The 15,985-nt window shown below is 55.3% G+C and carries 14 protein-coding genes; 6 read left to right on the forward strand and 8 right to left on the reverse strand.

The features are described 5' to 3' along the window. Window position 1: 1 nt before the first annotated feature. Together QWU00_RS12940 and QWU00_RS12945 are read right to left on the reverse strand one after the other, a co-directional pair. Window positions 2-1,204, reverse strand: a complete 1,203-nt coding sequence (locus tag QWU00_RS12940) for an acyltransferase family protein (protein ID WP_052051158.1) — start codon at window positions 1,202-1,204, stop codon at window positions 2-4. A 132-nt stretch (window positions 1,205-1,336) separates the two neighbouring features. Beyond that, complete coding sequence (locus QWU00_RS12945; RefSeq protein ID WP_035377975.1) at window positions 1,337-1,717, reverse strand: group III truncated hemoglobin; 381 nt, start codon at window positions 1,715-1,717, stop codon at window positions 1,337-1,339. 288 nt (window positions 1,718-2,005) lie between these two features. On the opposite strand from QWU00_RS12945, the gene QWU00_RS12950 reads away from it, so the two are divergent. The 5 genes from QWU00_RS12950 to QWU00_RS12970 all read left to right on the forward strand — a co-directional run bounded on the left by QWU00_RS12950 (window position 2,006) and on the right by QWU00_RS12970 (window position 6,329). Further along, window positions 2,006-2,971, forward strand: coding sequence for a thiamine pyrophosphate-dependent dehydrogenase E1 component subunit alpha (locus QWU00_RS12950; protein ID WP_035377979.1), 966 nt, complete (start codon window positions 2,006-2,008; stop codon window positions 2,969-2,971). A 108-nt stretch (window positions 2,972-3,079) separates the two neighbouring features. Continuing rightward, window positions 3,080-4,108 carry an alpha-ketoacid dehydrogenase subunit beta gene (locus QWU00_RS12955; RefSeq protein WP_035377981.1) on the forward strand — a complete coding sequence of 343 codons (1,029 nt, stop codon included), beginning with the start codon at window positions 3,080-3,082 and terminating at the stop codon, window positions 4,106-4,108. A 3-nt stretch (window positions 4,109-4,111) separates the two neighbouring features. Beyond that, entirely contained in the window at window positions 4,112-5,251 is a 1,140-nt protein-coding gene (locus QWU00_RS12960; protein ID WP_035377983.1) for an acetoin dehydrogenase dihydrolipoyllysine-residue acetyltransferase subunit, read from the forward strand. Between the two features lie 409 nt (window positions 5,252-5,660). Continuing rightward, window positions 5,661-6,137 (forward strand): Hsp20/alpha crystallin family protein, encoded by a 477-nt coding sequence (locus QWU00_RS12965; RefSeq protein WP_035377984.1) that lies wholly within the window; start codon window positions 5,661-5,663, stop codon window positions 6,135-6,137. A 15-nt stretch (window positions 6,138-6,152) separates the two neighbouring features. Then, complete coding sequence (locus QWU00_RS12970; RefSeq protein WP_231551587.1) at window positions 6,153-6,329, forward strand: hypothetical protein; 177 nt, start codon at window positions 6,153-6,155, stop codon at window positions 6,327-6,329. A 148-nt stretch (window positions 6,330-6,477) separates the two neighbouring features. Here the strand turns inward: QWU00_RS12970 and QWU00_RS12975 are convergent, their stop codons facing one another. From QWU00_RS12975 to QWU00_RS12985, 3 genes are all read right to left on the reverse strand, one after another. Continuing rightward, window positions 6,478-7,764, reverse strand: coding sequence for an NAD(P)/FAD-dependent oxidoreductase (locus QWU00_RS12975; RefSeq protein ID WP_035377987.1), 1,287 nt, complete (start codon window positions 7,762-7,764; stop codon window positions 6,478-6,480). Between the two features lie 120 nt (window positions 7,765-7,884). Continuing rightward, the gene (locus tag QWU00_RS12980) at window positions 7,885-8,937 is read right to left on the reverse strand and encodes a WD40 repeat domain-containing protein (RefSeq protein WP_035377989.1); all 1,053 of its coding nucleotides are present in this window, start codon (window positions 8,935-8,937) and stop codon (window positions 7,885-7,887) included. Next, complete coding sequence (locus QWU00_RS12985) at window positions 8,934-9,926, reverse strand: CobW family GTP-binding protein (protein WP_035377991.1); 993 nt, start codon at window positions 9,924-9,926, stop codon at window positions 8,934-8,936. Before QWU00_RS12985 ends, QWU00_RS12980 begins: the two co-directional genes overlap by 4 nt. A gap of 280 nt (window positions 9,927-10,206) precedes the next feature. On the opposite strand from QWU00_RS12985, the gene QWU00_RS12990 reads away from it, so the two are divergent. Next, the gene (locus QWU00_RS12990; RefSeq protein WP_081938941.1) at window positions 10,207-11,943 is read left to right on the forward strand and encodes a Hint domain-containing protein; all 1,737 of its coding nucleotides are present in this window, start codon (window positions 10,207-10,209) and stop codon (window positions 11,941-11,943) included. A gap of 102 nt (window positions 11,944-12,045) precedes the next feature. Here the strand turns inward: QWU00_RS12990 and QWU00_RS12995 are convergent, their stop codons facing one another. The 3 genes from QWU00_RS12995 to QWU00_RS13005 form a co-directional block, all read right to left on the reverse strand. Then, window positions 12,046-13,419, reverse strand: a complete 1,374-nt coding sequence (locus QWU00_RS12995) for a chloride channel protein (protein WP_086641301.1) — start codon at window positions 13,417-13,419, stop codon at window positions 12,046-12,048. A gap of 174 nt (window positions 13,420-13,593) precedes the next feature. Beyond that, entirely contained in the window at window positions 13,594-14,529 is a 936-nt protein-coding gene (locus QWU00_RS13000; RefSeq protein ID WP_081938942.1) for a cation diffusion facilitator family transporter, read from the reverse strand. Window positions 14,530-14,581: 52 nt separating this feature from the next. Next, on the reverse strand, window positions 14,582-15,655 hold the full coding sequence (locus QWU00_RS13005) for a cation diffusion facilitator family transporter (RefSeq protein ID WP_231551604.1): 1,074 nt from the start codon (window positions 15,653-15,655) through the stop codon (window positions 14,582-14,584). Window positions 15,656-15,985 lie beyond the last annotated feature (330 nt).

Here is a 15,985-nt window from a genome sequence, read left to right on the forward strand (position 1 = left end):
TTCAAATCCGTCTTTTCAGTTTAAGGCCTCTCGTGCTCTCTCCTTGTGGCGGACTGTTCAAAGTGCGCCTGAGTATCCTGTTGAGAGGTTCGGCAAAGAAGTGGCCAATCAGGCTGGCTATGCCGCAGGAGCCAATAAAGAAAACTGCCAGAAGTACAACGCGCATCGGGCCGGTGTTTGGCACGGTGCTGGCGGGGAGGAAAGTGCGCAGAAGCCCCAGAACAATCAGATGAAACAGGTAGAGTTCGTAGCTCAGGCGGCCAGTCCATTCCACGCCACGCAGGAGGCGCACACGGGAGATAATGCGTCCTTCAGCATGAGGAACGGACGCGATCAGCAGGATGGCAGTGCCTAACGCCATGGTGGAAACACCCCAGATATTGGTGCCGCCTATGGAGCGATAGAGATAAAGGCTTGCCATACCAATAATGACAACGGGTTGCAGGATACGGGCCAGTTGGTGCTGCAACTGCCATTTTGAGACCAGAACCGCAGCCATGCAGCCAATGGCGATGCCGTCAAAAGATGCAAAATAGGCGAAGAGAAAGCCGGATTCATCATCCTGATGAGCCATGCGGTAGAAAGGGCCAATTACGGCAATAAGGGCCCAGAACGCCATAATGAAAGACTGGCGACGCAGCAGCAGGGCGACCAGTGGAAACGTGGCGTAAAAGACTTCCTCAACCGAGAGGGACCAGAGAACACCCAGAGCATAATTGGCCCAGCCATGGTGGGCAATAAACACATTCATGCTGAAGGTGAGGGCGGCAAGATTGGCCCGTAGCATACCGGCCAAGGGGGGAAGGCCGGGGCAATGAGTGGCAAAAATGGGAAGGTCTGCAAGAGCCAGACTATTTACCACAGCCAGCAGCAGAAGCAGGCAGGGCAGAATGCGCGCTATGCGAAAGGCGTAGAAAGATCGGACATTGAGTGCTGCCAGACTGCCCCAGCGTGCTAGCGCGTTGCTGGTAATCAGAAAGCCGGAAATGACAAAAAACAGCGTCACGCCGTAATTGCCGTTACGGGCTATGGCGCGCACCCCGTCTGGGGTGAGCAAAGTGCCCAACCAGGAGTGGTTGAGCGGATAGGCAATGCAGAAATGGTGAAACAGCACCAGCAGAATGGCCACGCCGCGTAGCAGATCAATCCGCCGGTTACGGTGGCTGAGGGGGAAAGGGGGAGCCACAGAACCTGAAGGGAGCATATGCGGTGTATCCGACGCGGATGGAAAGCCGAAGGACTACCCGGGGTTCATGGTGGAAATGGGGCTGATTTCTTAAGAATGAGGAATGCGGGGAAGAGTGATGCCCTCAGATGAGGCCGTTTGTAGACCGCTCTAAAGGCCACTCTGGAAGGACATGGCGCGTTGAAAACTGTTGCCAATACATTCGGCCCGGTTTTGCAGCAGGGCCGCAGCTTCTGGCGAGAGGAGTTCCGTGGTGGTCTGTTGCCACAGCGTCAGCCAGCGTGTGAAGGCGGCTGGAGTCATGTGCTCGCGGTGTTTGAAATGGGCGGGCACTGGCCGCCCATTATAGCCCGTGTTGCCGTATAAAAGGGAGGCCCAGAAATGGAACAAGGTTTCCTGATGGGCGTTCCAGTCAGAAATGGATGCGTTGAAAACGGGGCCGATTAAAGGGTCCTTGCGCACCCGTGTATAGAAAACGGCAATCAGCTTGCGGAGAGTCTCATCTGGGATGCGGGGGATGGGCTGCTGCATACGTCTTCTCCAGTAGCGGGGAATTACTCCCTCATCAGGTCTGTTCAAAAATGTGCGGATTATAAAGGTGGCAGGCCATAAAAGTAAGGCAGAGCACGCCTGTCCAGACCGACACTGAGTGGGCCGTGGAAAATGGGGAAAACAAAGCCTTTCTGATATAAAAATTAAGAAATTCACATATGCGTGAATCGCATGAATTGAGCTGACGTATGCGCAACGGTACGTAACATGGGGGCGTTGGCACTCTAACTCTCATAACACTCAATAATAAGGGGAAGGATCTCCTCCATGCAGATTGCCAGAGAAACACTGCTCCAGTCCTACCGGGCCATGCGTACCATTCGTGCGTTTGAAGAACGGCTGCACGTGGAATTTGCCACAGGGGAAATTCCCGGCTTCGTGCATCTTTACTGCGGCGAGGAAGCCTCCGCCGTGGGTGTATGTGCGCATCTGACGGATAATGACACCATTGCCAGCACACACCGCGGCCACGGGCATTGTATTGCCAAGGGCGTGGATGTTGGCGGTATGATGGCTGAAATTTATGGCCGCCAGACCGGGGTGTGTCGTGGCAAGGGTGGCTCCATGCACATTGCGGACCTCTCCAAGGGGATGCTGGGCGCAAACGGTATTGTTGGTGGTGGTCCGCCGCTTATCTGCGGTGCGGCGCTTTCTCACAAAACTCTGAAAGATAATGGTGTGGCCATTGCCTTTTACGGGGATGGTGCGTCCAATGAAGGGTTCACGCTTGAAAGCCTGAATTTGGCCAGCGTGTGGAAACTGCCAGCCGTATTTGTGGTGGAAGATAATGGGTATGGTGAAGCCACCGGCGCTTCCTATGCCTGTGCAGGTACACAGAAAGACCGGGCTGCCGGATTTGGTATGCCGTACATGGAGTGTGACGGGACGGATTTCTTTTCTGTTTATGAAACAGCGCGTGAGGCCATTGATTATGCGCGCTCAGGCAAAGGTCCGGTGATGCTGCATGTGCATCTTAGCCGCTGGTATGGGCACTTTGAAGGCGATGCCATGACCTACCGTGTTGCTGGCGAAGTGGCAGAACAAAAAGAACATCATGATTGCCTGAAGCATTTCCGTGAGCGTGTAACCTCTGCCGGTTTGTTGGAAGCCACCGCGCTGGATGACATTGATGCAGCCGTGGCGGATGAAATTGAAAGCTCCGTTATTGCCGCCAAGGCTGCTCCATGGCCTGAGGATTCAGCCCTGATGGCTGATGTCTATGTGAAATACTGAGCACAGCTTCAGATAAACAGGAACAACGCCAGCCGGTGGTAGGGCTTAAACGCAGTAAGCAGTTACAGCGTAAGGGCGCTCCCGGCAGGACAGAAGGACGAAAAGACAATGAGTAAAAAGAGTTTTCGTCAGGCCATTAATGAGGCCCTGCGGCAGGAAATGCGGCGTGATCCGCGCGTGATCCTGATGGGGGAAGATGTGGCTGGCGGCCGTGGCGGCACATCCGGCGTGAAGGATGCGTGGGGTGGCGTGCTGGGGGTGACCAAGGGTCTCCTGACCGAATTTGGGGAAGACCGTGTGCTGGATACCCCGATCTCGGAAGCTTCCTACATTGGGGCCGCCGCAGGTGCTGCGGCAACAGGCCTGCGCCCGGTGGCAGAACTGATGTTTGTTGATTTTATCGGGTCCTGTCTGGATCAGGTGCTTAATCAGGCAGCCAAGTTCCGGTACATGTTTGGTGGCAAGGCCCGCACGCCCATGGTTATTCGTGCCATGTATGGCGCAGGGTTCAATGCGGCCGCGCAGCACAGCCAGTCCCTTTATCCGCTGTTTACGCATATTCCGGGGCTGAAAGTGGTTATTCCTTCCTCGCCGTATGAGGCCAAGGGGCTGCTGATTGAAGCCATCCGTGATGATGATCCGGTCATTTTCCTTGAAAACAAGGTGATGTATGATGAGGAGGAAGATGTTCCTGATGAATCCTACACCATCCCGTTTGGGGAAGCGAACCTGACGCGCGAAGGGGAGGATGTGACCATTGTGGCCATTGGCCGCATGGTGGGTATGGCGAATGAAGCTGCGGATCGGCTGGAAAAACAGGGTATTACCTGTACCGTGATCGACCCTCGCACCACATCCCCGTTTGATGAAGACACCATTTTAGAATGTGTGGAAGAAACGGGCCGTCTTGTGGTAGTGGATGAATCCAGCCCGCGCTGCAACATGGCCTGCGATATTTCTGCCCTTGTGGCGGAACGCGCTTTTGGTGCGCTTAAGGCCCCGATTGTGCGGGTTGTGCCACCGCATACGCCAGTGCCATTTTCTACCCCGCTTGAAAAACTCTATATGCCCAGTGCAGAAAAAATTGAAGCTGCTGTGAAAACAGTCATGAAACAGCATGCGCGTGAGGTTGCCTGAACCATGACAAATACCATTGTACCTCTGACAATGCCCAAATTCGGTCTGGCCATGACAGAAGGCAAACTTGCCTCCTGGCTGGTGGAACCGGGGCAGAGCGTGAAGCAGGGTGATGAACTGGCTGACATTGAAACCAGCAAAATCACCAGCGGCTATGAAAGCCCCACGGATGGGGTGTTGCGCAAACAGGTTGCGCCAGCAGGTGAGACATTGCCTGTGGGTGCCCTGATTGGCGTTCTGGCTGATCCTTCCGTGTCGGATGCGGATATTGAAGCGTTTGTCACCCGTTTTCAGGCTGAGCAGAGCACGGGTGAAGAAGCGGAAGGGGCAAACTCTGCCGACACGGAACCTCATCAGGTGCAGGCTGGTGAGTATAGTCTGAACGTGCGCGATGTCGGGACCGGGGATGATCTGCCGCTTCTGCTTATTCATGGGTTTGGCGGTGATATCAGCAACTGGCTTTTAACGCAGGACGCCCTTGCCTCCGACCGACGGGTAATTGCGTTTGATCTGCCGGGCCATGGGGCCTCTACCAAAGCAGTGACGGATGGTTCTCTGGCGGGGCTGGCGGGTGCCGTGGCGGACCTGCTGGACGCACTCTCCATTTCCAAGGCGCATGTCATGGGGCATTCTCTGGGCGGTGGCATTGCCCTCACACTGCTGCGCGACCATGCGGATAAAGTCGCCTCACTTTCTCTTGTGGCTCCTGCCGGGCTGGAAAAGGCGGTGAATATGGCGTTCATTACCGGCTTTATTGAAGCAGACCGAAACCGCGCCATGCAGCAGGAACTTGAAAAACTGGTGCATGACAAAAGCCTGATTGGGCGCAAAATGGTGGATAGCGTGATGCGGGCACGCCGGTTGGATGGCGCACGTGATGCGCTGCGCACCATTGCCACGGCATGTTTCCCCAATGGGGAGCAGGGGGATGATCTGCGTCCTGTGCTGGATGCAGCGAAAGTGCCGGTACAGCTTTTCTGGGGAGAAGCTGATGAGGTGCTGCCTGTAGCGGGTGCCGAGAATGTTCCTTCTTCTGTCAAGAAACATATTCTGCCGGGCGTGGGGCATCTGCCCCAATTGGAAAAAGCATCGGACGTGAACAAAGAGATGGAAGAGTTTCTGAAGGAACGCGTGCCTGCCTGAAAGGGCGCAGGAGGTATTCGGTCAGGATGCCTCCTCGATTTTCACATAAGGTAAAGTTGGGGACGGCAGAGTAAATGCTCTGCCGTCTTTTTTTGTGGCGGATGGAGAATGGGGAAAGAGAGGCTGGTGGCGGAGATGCGCCATTCTTTTACGTCTGAAAGGGCGGGAGTCTGATCCCTTTTTGCAGTGCGGTGCTATCAGTCTGGATGGGGTTTTTGATTTATTCATATAAATGGAAGCGTTTTTCATAAAAAAGAGAAGTCTCATGCCATGCGGTGGGCGCATTGCGGCGTTTCTGGTCGTTCTCTGGATTATTTGATCTGGATCAAAGGAGAGCGAGCAGAAAAGGGAAATCATGCCCATGTTCAGAGGCTACGGTCGGTAGCGCCTCTGAAAAGAGGAGGATGAGATGACGTATTCAGCAAATGGTCGGTCGCCGGTTGTACGTGTTCCGGTTGGTAGTGTGCGCGTGGCAGATCCGTTCATAGCGCTTCAACGCCAGATGAGCCGTCTGTTTGAAGATTACAAAGCGCCTGATGCCAGCGGGGCCCATCGGTTTGGGGCAACCGATATTACAGAAACAGCAAAAGCGTATCAGATTGTTGCAGAAGTGCCGGGATGTTCTGAAGAAGACATCAAGCTCGGAACGGCCAATGGTGTTCTGACCATAAGCGGGGAGAAGAAAAAGCCCGTTACGGAAGAAACAGCGAAGCATCATGTTAGTGGGCGTCAGTTTGCAGCGTTTGAAGAAACGTTCACGCTTCCGGACGATGTGGATGTGGAGAAGATTTCTGCCGGTCTCAAGTTGGGCGTGTTGACCATTACGTTGCCCAAAAAGGTAGAAAGCAAACCGGCCGAGCGGCATATTGCCATCAAGGCCGAATAAACAGGACGAATGAAAATGAGTGTAAAAGACCGCAAGGTTGACGTTTCTGGAACCCACTACACCATGCTGGGCACCGTTAACGATGGAGAGTGCAAGGTCCGGCTGAAGAACACCAAAGGTGAAGTGGTGGAAATGCTGTGTGAGCATTTTATTGAGGGCCTGAATAAGGGCACCGCAAAATATCTGGATTAAACTGTTCCTGCCCTCTGGCGGAAAGAGCGCAAAACAAAACCCTGCGTGATTCGCTCACGCAGGGTTTGTTGTCATGCAGAAACAGGCTTTGAAAAACACAGATTGGCTCCAGACGATACTTCATACCGTCTGAAGTGGGAGACCGGACTTAGTCCATTCGGATGGGTGGGCGTACAAAGCCATCCAGCCAGTCTGTAAAGCAGGCAATCAGCCCGCGTGTCACGCCGTAGAGCTCAATCTGATGCTGGCGATACAGGGCTGTGTGGCCAAGCCGGGCGCTTAGTCCATGCAGGGCACCACCGCCAAAGGTCTTGCCATCTGCAAAGGCACCCCAGCCGTTGTAGCTGCCAAGGGCCACAATGGCGCCTTTGTTATGGAATTTGAAAGGCGGTACGGGCTTTTGGTGCAAAATCCAGTCTGGCAGATATTTTGCCAGATGATGCGCTTCCTGCCGGGCAACCTGTGCTGTGGGCGGGAACGGATTTTCAGTAATGAAGGAGCAGTCCCCGACAGCAAAAATCCGATCATCCTGCGTGGTCTGGAGATTGGGTTTGACCACAAGCTGCCCGCCACGGGCGCAGTCCAGACCATCCAGAACGCGGGTGACATCCGGTGCTTTCACCCCGGCAGCCCAGACACGGAACTGGGCATCCACGCGAGAGCCATCCTTGAGGATAAAGCCTTTCTCATCCACACCGGAGACCATGGCTCCCGTGCGGACGGAAATTTTCAGTGCCTCAAGCTGTTTACGTGCGCCTTCCGATACATCTTCCGGGAAGGAAGGCAGGATGCGGGGACCAGCTTCCAGCAGCGTAACGCGCATTTCAGGCGTTTGGGGGGTGAAATTGTAAAGGGAGCCGATGTCCAGCGCCTTGTGCAGTTCCGCCGCTAGCTGCACGCCAGTCGCGCCGCCGCCTACAATGGCAATATCAAGCGGAGTGCCGCGCCCGTAGGACTGGAGCAGCGCATGGCGGAAGCGTTCATTGAAGTTGTTCGCTTCAACCACGTTATCCAGAAAAATGCAGTGCTGTTCCACGCCGGGGGTGCCAAAATCATTGGCGCGACTGCCAATGGCAAAAATCACGGCATCATAATCCAGATACCGTTCTTCCAGAATCACATCCTCATCGTCCTGCTCCACCAAGGGGGCAAGAGTGATGCGCCGATTGGTGCGGTCCAGCCCTGCAATCTCACCATAGCAAAAGCGAAAACCGTGTCCTGCCGCATGGGAGATGAAGGTGATGCGATCATTCTCGTTCCGGGCTGTGCCTGCGGCAAAGCAATGGAGCATGGGTTTCCAGACATGGGCAAAGCCTTTGTCCACCAGGGTAATATCCAGCTTGCCCGCACGGCCAAGGCTGTTGCCAAGGCGCGTGGCCAGAGCGAGCCCGGCAATACCGCCACCCACAATCACCAACCGAAACTGATCACTCATACCAAATTAACCCTCCATTGCTCCTCACCTATTTGGCGAGAAGCGGATAGACGCAACGCACTGCTTGTTGAGGTCACGCAAATGTTGTCTGCCAGACGCACAGGGTCTGGCAGACCTGCGTCAGGCAGCGGCCAGATCAACCAGACCGATCAGTCCTTCTTCCGTGCCAAAACCCAGCATGCAGCCATCTGCGCTATAGGCCAGAGCACTTATGGGACCATTACCGCCCAAGGAGACTGGTAGCACTCGTTCCGTGGCAGGTTCAATCATAAGCACCGTACCATCGGCAAATCCTGCTGCAACAACTTCCTGTTCAGGATGAAACGCCACCCGGGTGCAGAGGGCACCACCGGCACCGGGCAGTTCCGCAGGTGGTTTGCCCATGGGGCCACCACCAAAGAACGGCCACATGACCACGACATCCGCCCCGCTGGTAGCCAGCCACTTGCCGTTGGCGGAAAAGGACATGGAACGGACCTTGGTGGGGTAGCCGCTCATGCGGATATTGTGGCCATCAGACAGCCGCCAGCCATGAAGATCATTGTCCTGCATGGCAGTGACCAGTGCCTCACCCTGCGGGTGCATGGCTATGCCAATGTGGCTGCCCTTCCATTCCAGCAGGCGTGGATTGTCACTCTTGGACTGCGTGTACCATAGCGATGCCCCGTTATAGTGGGAAGCCGCAAGACGCTTGCCCTTGGCGTCAAACGTGATGCCCGACACAGAAGAGGGGTGCTCGAACGTTTTTAACACGGTGCGTCCGGTAGCGTCCCGCAGTTCAACCTGCTTGCCCATGGCGGCAGCAATGTAGGACGCTTTGCCGTCCACATAACTGAGCACATGCTCCACCCACCGGCGGCTTTTGCCCAGTTCCTCAATCTCGCCGTGCATGTCCAGACGGCAGAGACGCCCATCATCACCACCCGTTAAAAAACCATGAGGGTCGGTGTCGGGTGCTACGGAGAGGGCTGGGCCGTCATGCACCGCATAGGTATTCCAGCTTGCCGCATCAGTCAGATCGCTCCGATGGGCGACAATCACGTCACCCTCGCCTGTGGTGAAGGCGAAGCGTTGATGATCGCGGGAGGCAGCGCAAGACGTGATATGGCCTTCCACTACGCGGGATGCACCGCGTTTTTCAATCAGGCCACGCAGGGTCAGGGTCTCGCTCATGCTACGGCACAGCTTTCAAGCCCACGGCGGAGCTGGGGCCGGTTGAGGTTGCGGCCAATGAACACCAGACGGGATTCGCGGGGTTCACCTTCTTTCCATGGGCCGATGTTATTGCCATCCGCCATCATGTGCACGGCCTGAAAGGCAAAGCGGTCAGGCTGGCCCTCAAAATTCAGAATCCCCTTGGTGCGCAGAATGTCCGCACCTTTTTCCTGAAGCAGTGCGCCAATCCACATCTGGAATTTGCCTGCATCCAGCGGGGTCTTCACGGTCAGGGAAACGCTGCTCAGATCCTCTTCATGGTGGTGTTCCGGGTTTTCCAGAAAGTCTGGCATGTGTTCCAGAACGCGCTGAAGATCAAAGCCACCGCGGTCCATAACGTCCGTCAGCTTCACATTGCCTTTCTGGGCACGATGGATGGGGGCAATGGCATTGATGCTGCGCAGGGTGTCTTCCACCTGTTTCAACTGTGCATCATCTACCAGATCTGTCTTGTTCAGAATCATGACATCGGCAAATGCAATCTGCTGATGCGCTTCCGGGCTTTCCTTCAGGGTTTGCAGGATATTCAGGGCATCCACCACTGTCACCACAGCATCCAGCCGCGTTTTGGCGCGTACGTCTTCATCCGCAAAGAAGGTCTGGGCCACGGGGGCGGGGTCTGCCAGGCCCGTGGTTTCAATAATAATGCCGTCAAACTTGCCACGGCGCTTCATCAAACCACCCAGAATACGGATCAGGTCTCCGCGCACGGTGCAGCAGATGCAGCCATTGTTCATCTCGAACACTTCTTCATCGGCATCGACCACAAGGTCATTATCCACACCGAGTTCACCGTATTCGTTAATCACAACAGCATATTTGCGGCCGTGTTCGGCGGTCAGAATATGGTTGAGCAGGGTGGTTTTGCCAGCACCCAGAAAACCCGTGAGCACGGTAACAGGAACAAGTGCGTCCTGAGTATCAGAAGGAAGGGGCGCATCAGACATGAATAACAGGGCCTCCGTTAACAGAAACAGGTGTCATTCATATAGGGCTCGGGGCGGCATCACACCAGAGTAGGGGAGAAGCTGCCTTGTTCAGGAGGGACGGGGAGGTGGTTCTTGGCTGTCTTCGCCAGTTTTTTGGCAGGAAGCGATACGAAAAGAGGCCTGTTAGAAAAAATCAAAACGAATCGCGAGTGTTAATAGTTTTGCTAACTTTAAATTAATAATTTGGAATTATGTAACTCAAGGACGAAATTTTTATGTATTAATGAAAGGTTAAGACATGGCCGGTGCTCTCGTTAAAATCAATGCAGGGGTTGCTACTGTATACAGTAGTGGCGATCTGTCATCATTAGCTGGTGTTTCGGCTCTGAGTGCTATTGTCGTAACCAAAAATGCGGATACGCCAGCAGGCGATAATGTTGTTGTCGATCTGTCGACCGGATTGGCGGGTGTCAGTGCAATTTCTTCCATTACCGTACAGAATGGTGCAACAGCCAAAGTGGGCGGAGGACTTCTGGATGCAGGGGTTGCAACCTCTCTCACTGTCAATGGCGGAATACTGGATTTGCAAGGCAGTGTTATTGGCGCAAAAGTCCTTAATACTGTTACAGTTGGTCCCGCTGGTGGCGAAATTAAAGTTGAACCTACCGGATTGTCGCTTGGTGTGTTGAGCCTGCCAGTGTCATTTGTTGATACGAATGGGAACACAACGACAACCATTCCCAAGAATTTTGTAATGGATTTTCCAAGCAGCAGTTCAATTCCTGCATCGTACAACCCACTAACAAACACAACGACAATTGGCGATGGTGTCAGTTTGCTGGGGATTCTAGGGATTGGACGAGCGATTACATTGTCTGGAGACCCCTTTGATCTGACAAATACGGGAACGCATAACTGGCTCGCTGGTACTTACGGTAAGAACTTTACTCAGTCTGATGGCAATGGCGGCGTTATCACCTGCTTCCTGTCTGACTCCATGATCCGCACTCCTGAAGGGGATGTTGCTGTTCAGGATATTCAGGTGGGAGACAGTGTTGTTGCTTATGTGGATGGGCAGCAGCAGGTTCGGAAAGTGGTGTGGGCTGGCAAGGCGCACGTTACAGTCAAGGCTGGTTTGCCGGACGATGAAGCCGGGTATCCGGTGCGTATTCTGAAAGGCGCGCTGGCGGAAGGTGTCCCCTACAAGGACATGCTGGTGACACCAGAACATTGCCTGCTCTTCAATGGTTTGTTTACGCCTGTGCGCATGCTGGTGAATGGTGCATCCATTTTCTATGATCACTCCATTACCTCTTACGATTACTATCACATCGAAACCGAGCAGCATTCCGTTATTGTGGCGGATGGTGTGATGACAGAAAGCTATCTGGATACCGGTAACCGGGGTTCTTTCCGGCAGGAAGGCACTGTTGTCAGCCTCAACGCTGGTTCCCACAAGACCGTTCGTACATGGGCGGAAGATGCTGCTGCGCCGTTGGTTGTGGATCAGAGTGTTGTGGAGCCGATTTTCCGCAAGATTGAAGCTCGTGCAAAGCATGCCGGAATTGAAGCTGTTACCCCGGCACCCGTTCTGACCAATGATGCTGATGTGCATCTGGTGACAGAAAACGGTGCTATTATTCGTAAGGCTCGTGAACAGAACGGCAAAGTGTTCTTCCTTGTGCCCCCCGGTGTTGAGCGCGTGTGGCTGGCGTCTCGTACAAGCCGCCCGGCAGACACAATTGGTCCGTTTGTGGATGATCGGCGTCAACTGGGTGTTCTGGTGAGCAACATGAGCCTGCAGGAAGGGGTCGGGGCTGCCCGCAATCTGGAAAACACCATGCAGGATGCAGACTTGCAGGGTTGGCATGGTGTGGACGCTGGCCACACCATGCGCTGGACGGCAGGACGTGCGGAAATTCCACTCAGCGGGCGTAAGCCGGGTGCGCTGGCTATGCTGAGTGTGCGGATTGTTGCTGCAGGTCCCTATGTGCTGGAAGACGTGCAGACGGAACAGAAAATTGCCAGCGTGTAAAACCTGTTAATCTTTAGGCATCAAAACAGAAAAGGGGAGCGCTGTTAACGCAGCGTTCCCCTTTCTGTTTATGGGCCTGTTATCCCGTTCCGGAAGCTGAAATCAGCGTGCTGTATCTGTGGCGGTAGAGGGGCGGGTGGACATGCCGGGGCGTGGGTTGGCGGAGCGCAGGAATTTTACGGCCAGTGCGCCGTAAAGAGCGTGGCTGCAAATGGCACGGGAAACACCAAACGCCAGAAAGGCGCTGGCCAGCAAAGCCAGAGTGACCTGCTGGTTATCGCACATTTCCATCACAATAACTGTTGCCGTAAGGGGAGACTGGGTCACGGCGGCAAAATAGGCCACTGTTCCCAACAGAACGACGGCTCCTGGTGTGGTGTGGGGCAGAAACTGTGCAATCCAGCCACCCATACCAGCGCCAACGGAAAGGGAAGGGGCAAACAAGCCGCCGGGAATGCCGGAACAATAGGAAACAATGGTAGCAACGCATTTCAGCACAAAGTAGGAGGCCGGGTAATGTTCGTCTCCCATAATGATATCACGCGCCTGGAGATAACCCGTTCCGTAGGTCATGCCGCCAGACAGAAGGCCAATCACAGCCAGAACAAGGCCGCACAGCGCAGCAAAAGTGATCGGCCAGTTTGCAACGAACTTGCCGAATTTTCCAGGAATACCTCGTGAAATTCGAATAAGCAGGGCAGAGAACATGCCACCGCTTACCCCACCCATAATGCCGCAGGCCAGAACAGCCAGCCAACTGATGCCAACAGGCACCACAGAATCCGTATGCCCGAAATAGGTGTAGTTGCCGACCAGAGCAATGGCGGTTACCCCCGCCAGAACCACACAAGTCAGCATGGTGCCACTGGTACGCTGTTCATAGGAATGAGCCAGTTCCTCAATTCCGAACACAATACCAGCAAGAGGGGTGTTAAAGGCTGCCGCAACCCCGGCTGCTCCCCCTGCCTTGATGAGCGCATGCTGCCGTACCGGATCATTGATGCCGATAAATCGTCCTACCGTGTGCATGATGGAAGCGCCAACCTGTACAGTTGGTCCTTCTCGCCCGATGGAAGCGCCGGACAGTAGCCCGAGTGATGTGAGAAAGATTTTGGCGATGGCGATTTTAAGAGAAAGAACACGGTCCACAACCCGGAAATCATGCAGATGCATGCAGGCAATGGCCTGAGGAATACCGCTGCCCTGTGCCCCCTTGAACCATTTGCGTGTCAACCACGTGGACAGTGCCAGACCGCCAGGGGTGACAATCAGCATAAGCCAAGGGCTGAGTGTGATAATGTGGCTTCTCAGATCTGCTGCTTTATCGGCAAGCGTGGCGAATGCAACCGCGATGATCCCGACCATCACCCCGCCGGACCAGTAAATGAGTTTGCGCCGCCAGTTGACGGTGCCTGCTTTGGCCTGCTCCCGGATATGGCGGAGATGAGCAGAGGTGGCGGTCACGCTGGCGGGCATGAGACTATCCTGAAAGTCCGAGGAAATATTAGGGGCCTTGTAACATGCTCGTTCCATGAAGGAAGCAAAGTCTTTCCTTGTCGAAAGGCTTTATGAGCCAGACGCATAGCGTGGAGTGTGTCATGCTTGCAGAGGGACGCGGCCCAAGCGTGACCAGAGGGGTATCAGGCCGCTTTACTGGCCAGATGCTGTGTCTGGCCGAGGCCAGAACACAATCCCTTCATGCTTGGCCTTGTTGTCCGGCTCTACATGGATATGGACCAGCGTATTGCCCATTTTGCCCTCAAGCGCATTTTCAATCCGGTCACAGATCTCGTGCGCATCATGCACGCTCATGCTGCCCGGCACGACCAGGTGGAAATCAAGGAAGGTCATGGCTCCGACCACACGGGTGCGGATATCATGCGCCTCTATGGCTCCGCGCCCGTTATCGGCAATGACCTCACGGATTTGATCGAGTGTCTCAGGGTCTGGAGCCTGATCCATTAGCCCTGCAATGGAGTCTTTCATCACGTTCCAGCCTACGCGGAGCACGTTCAGCGCAATCAGCCCAGCCAGCACGGCATCCAGCCGTACCCAGCCTGTCAGCGGAATTAGCAAAATACCGACCACCAACCCAACGCCGGTCCACACATCAGAAAGCACATGTTGGCCGCCTGCCACCAGAGCAGGAGAGCGGCGTGCGCGCCCTGCCTGAAGCATGGTCAGGCCCCAGCCCAAATTGACCAAGGTGGCAATGCCGTTCAGCGCTACACCTGCATAAGGAGCTAGTGCGGGATGAGGGTGTAACCACCCTTCTACAGCTTCCCGCCCGATAATGAACGCTGTCACCAGAACCATAGTCCCTTCCGCCACGGCGGAAAGATATTCGGCCTTGTAATGGCCATAGGTATGGTTGTGGTCAGCCGGACGTTCAGACACAGCCAGAGCCCACAGTCCCCCGACCGCTGCGACCACGTTGATGATGGTTTCCACGGCATCGGAATACAGCGCCACGCTGCCGCTAACGGCCCATGCGGCGTATTTCAGCCCCAGCGCGACAAGACTGATAACAAGGCTGCACGCTGCAATACCTTTGTTGCTTTCGGGTAGGGGGAGACGCAAGGTCAAAACAGGCGGAACCCTTTATACGAAACACATGTGAGAGAGCGGAAAAACGCAGTCAGACAGTATGCGGATCAACCAGATGGCAGGAGGGCGCGTAGCAGGCTTCTTCAATCTGCACGGTGGGGTGGGCAATATTGAAGCGTGAGCGTAGCCCCTCAACCACATTCTGCAACAGGGCCGTCTGGGCGGCGGAATTGATGGGTGGTGTGGAGACCAGCACCAGATGGACCGTGAGGGCGGTTTCGGTTGTGCTGATCGGCCAGATATGCAGGTCATGAAGATCTGCCACAGCGGGAATAGTGCGTAGAAAATCTTCCACGGCCGCATGGTCAATGGAGCGGGGTACGGCATCCAGCGCCATATCCACGGAATCGCGCAGCAGGCCCCATGTGGTCAGCACCACCAGCGCGGAGATGGCCAGACTGACAGCCGGGTCTATCCAGTTCAGGCCGGTCAGCAGAACCAGACCGCCAGCAATCACCACCGCCAGAGAGGTAACGGCATCCGCCATCATGTGCAGAAAGGCACCACGAATGTTGAGATCGTTTTTCTGGCCAGATGCGAACAGCATGGCGGTGCCGCCATTCACCAGAATGCCTATGGCTGCCACAATCATGACGGTCTTGCCCGCCACCGGGCTGGGTTCCAGTAGGCGGCCAAAGGATTCCCACGCGACCCCGCCTGTAACAACCAGCAGGATCACGGCGTTTGAAAGGGCTGCCAGAATGGAGGAGCGCCGAAGGCCATAAGTGAATCGGGCCGAGGGGGAGCGTTTGGACAGTTTTTCCGCCAGCCATGCAGCGGCCAGTGCCAGCACATCGGACAAATTATGGCCAGCATCGGCCAGCAGCGCCAGAGAATGGGAGAATACGCCCCACAGGGCTTCAGCCGCCAGATAGACCAGATTCAGAGTGATGCCGATAGCAAAGGCTGTTCCGAAGGACGCCGGTGTGTGGGCATGATGATGGCCGAAACCGTGATGGTGGCTGTGGTCATGGCCTGCATGGTCATCATGGTGGCCCGCAGCGTGGTCGTGTCCGTCACTATGTGCATCATGGGTGTGAGTGTGGGCTTGGCAGCCTGACAGCTTGGTTCCATGTTCCGCAGAGTCGCTGGTGTGCGAACTCATGCAGGCTTCATGGTCATGCCCGGTATGGTCAGGCTCATTATGCTGATGTGCGGCGTGAGCATGTGCCTCCGTGCCGGATGATGCTGCCACTGAGGAGTCTGCCTTGTTGCTGGCGATTTCCTCCGTGTGGTGGCGACAGGCTGAGTGATCCTTAGGGAAGGCGTGGTCAGAAGCAGGCGTTACGGGAGGGGGAGCTTTGTCCGTCGTGCCGGGGTGCGGGTGCTGTGGAGTGGTATCGGCCATGAAACGCTACATCCTTGCGGGCTGGAGTGCCACCATACCGTTGCGTTCAGACGCTGTCCGGCATAGGAAGCCCGGGCTCCCTTTTTC

Origin of the sequence: Acetobacter tropicalis, assembly GCF_030644465.1 — a bacterium.
Lineage (GTDB): Bacteria > Pseudomonadota > Alphaproteobacteria > Acetobacterales > Acetobacteraceae > Acetobacter > Acetobacter tropicalis.

What these genes read in the sequence shown, in the direction of transcription:
- QWU00_RS12995 (WP_086641301.1), bottom strand. Translation starts at nt 13,419, where the DNA reads ATGCCCGCCAGCGTGACCGCCACCTCTGCTCATCTCCGCCATATCCGG.
- QWU00_RS12960 (WP_035377983.1), top strand. Translation starts at nt 4,112, where the DNA reads ATGACAAATACCATTGTACCTCTGACAATGCCCAAATTCGGTCTGGCC.
- QWU00_RS12970 (WP_231551587.1), top strand. Translation starts at nt 6,153, where the DNA reads ATGAGTGTAAAAGACCGCAAGGTTGACGTTTCTGGAACCCACTACACC.
- QWU00_RS12965 (WP_035377984.1), top strand. Translation starts at nt 5,661, where the DNA reads ATGACGTATTCAGCAAATGGTCGGTCGCCGGTTGTACGTGTTCCGGTT.
- QWU00_RS13005 (WP_231551604.1), bottom strand. Translation starts at nt 15,655, where the DNA reads ATGAGTTCGCACACCAGCGACTCTGCGGAACATGGAACCAAGCTGTCA.
- QWU00_RS12985 (WP_035377991.1), bottom strand. Translation starts at nt 9,926, where the DNA reads ATGTCTGATGCGCCCCTTCCTTCTGATACTCAGGACGCACTTGTTCCT.
- QWU00_RS12955 (WP_035377981.1), top strand. Translation starts at nt 3,080, where the DNA reads ATGAGTAAAAAGAGTTTTCGTCAGGCCATTAATGAGGCCCTGCGGCAG.
- QWU00_RS12980 (WP_035377989.1), bottom strand. Translation starts at nt 8,937, where the DNA reads ATGAGCGAGACCCTGACCCTGCGTGGCCTGATTGAAAAACGCGGTGCA.
- QWU00_RS12990 (WP_081938941.1), top strand. Translation starts at nt 10,207, where the DNA reads ATGGCCGGTGCTCTCGTTAAAATCAATGCAGGGGTTGCTACTGTATAC.
- QWU00_RS12950 (WP_035377979.1), top strand. Translation starts at nt 2,006, where the DNA reads ATGCAGATTGCCAGAGAAACACTGCTCCAGTCCTACCGGGCCATGCGT.
- QWU00_RS12940 (WP_052051158.1), bottom strand. Translation starts at nt 1,204, where the DNA reads ATGCTCCCTTCAGGTTCTGTGGCTCCCCCTTTCCCCCTCAGCCACCGT.
- QWU00_RS12945 (WP_035377975.1), bottom strand. Translation starts at nt 1,717, where the DNA reads ATGCAGCAGCCCATCCCCCGCATCCCAGATGAGACTCTCCGCAAGCTG.
- QWU00_RS12975 (WP_035377987.1), bottom strand. Translation starts at nt 7,764, where the DNA reads ATGAGTGATCAGTTTCGGTTGGTGATTGTGGGTGGCGGTATTGCCGGG.